At 43.1% G+C, this 1,685-nt stretch carries 1 protein-coding gene; it reads left to right on the forward strand.

From position 1 onward, the window contains the following. Nucleotides 1-143: 143 nt before the first annotated feature. A complete protein-coding gene (locus tag M1B78_RS18295; RefSeq protein WP_257941475.1) occupies nt 144-1,502 on the forward strand; it encodes a transposase in 1,359 nt (452 codons plus the stop codon). Nucleotides 1,503-1,685 lie beyond the last annotated feature (183 nt).

Below are 1,685 nucleotides of genomic sequence, written 5' to 3' on the forward strand. Positions count from 1 at the left end.
AGGGAGATTCAGTAGATAGTATAAAATTAGCCAACTAATTCATACACAAAATGTTGCGAATTAGTTGGCTTTTTTGTATCTTTAGGTATTCCCCCGAAAATAAGGTTTGACAGCCAAAACGGGGGAAATCCCCCAATAAAGATATGGCTAAGATAGAAAAAATTTCAGAAATTCACCCTACTTTGGGTTTTACAGAATTTGATATTCTGGAAAAATATCGCAAGAGTTTTAATGAGAGTGAGCTTGGCAGACTTCATTCAGTGTTTCCTTTTGAAGTTATGGCAAAAGCCATGGGGCTGTCGGAAAATCGTCTTGGACGCAGGAACATATTCAGTCCTTCGGCAAAGATTGCCATTATGGTCCTGAAAGCCTATACGGGATTCTCTGACAGACATCTGGTGGAACATCTTAACGGCAACCTACATTACCAGATGTTCTGCGGAATCATGATAGATCCGTCTTTTCCCATAACCAACTACAAGATAGTCAGCGCCGTCCGTAATGAAATAGCATCCCGTCTTGACATTGAATCCCTCCAGGAGATACTGGCCACACACTGGAAACCGTATCTTGAGAACCTTCACGTGTGCATGACAGATGCCACCTGCTATGAGAGCCATATGCGTTTTCCTACAGACATGAAGCTTCTTTGGGAAAGCCTCGAATGGCTCTACAGACATATATGCCTGCACTGCAGGGCTCTGGGCATAAGACGTCCTCGCAACAAATATGATGATGTTGCCAAGGCTTATCTGTCCTACTGTAAGAAAAGAAAGAGAAAGGCGTCAAGGACAAGGATGCTCAAGCGTCGTATGATTAGGCTTCTTGAAAAACTTCTCATACAGATGGATGAAATTCATAGAGATTACGGAGCTGCACTACGATATACACAGGATTACCGGAAGCGTCTTTCCATCATCAGAAAAGTTCTTGTACAGGAAAAGGAAATATTTGAAGGCCGTAAGGTCAGTGACCGTATTGTCAGCATTGACCGTCATTATGTACGTCCCATCGTAAGAGGTAAGGAAACGAAATCCGTCGAATTCGGTGCGAAGGTCAATAATATGCAGACAGACGGCATATCGTTCATCGAACACATCTCGTTCAAGGCCTTCAATGAGGGTATACGCCTGAAGAACTGTATCCGTATGCAGCAGAGGCTCATGAAAGTGAGGGTAACATGTGCGGCAGGCGACTCCATATATGCCAATAATGCCAACAGAAAGTTCTGTACGAAATATGGGATATCCACTTCCTTCGTGCGCAAGGGAAGGGCGCCAAAGGATGAGCCCTTGAGAAAGGTACTCAGAAGTGAACTCTCAAAAGAAAGGGCCACCCGGCTTGAAGGAAGCTTCGGAACTCAAAAGCAACATTACTCACTATCAAGGATAAAGGCACGGAACAGGAAGACGGAAATCCTGTGGATTTTCTTCGGAATACATACGGCAAATGCAGTACTGATGATAGAAAAAATCAGGAACAAAACGGCTAAAGCAGCATGACATGATTTTATTCACAAGGGGCAGAAGAGGGCATCGGACTTCTTCCGGAGCGTCATGTCCTGCTCGATAAAATTATGTGAGAAAGCACGAAAAAATGACAATAATAATGGCATATGAAGAGGATAGACCATAATCACTTCATATGCCATCTTATTTTTTAGAGACATTTACTGAATATCCCTA

The organism is Bacteroides muris (ex Fokt et al. 2023) (genome assembly GCF_024704895.1).
GTDB classification, from domain to species: domain Bacteria; phylum Bacteroidota; class Bacteroidia; order Bacteroidales; family Bacteroidaceae; genus Bacteroides; species Bacteroides muris.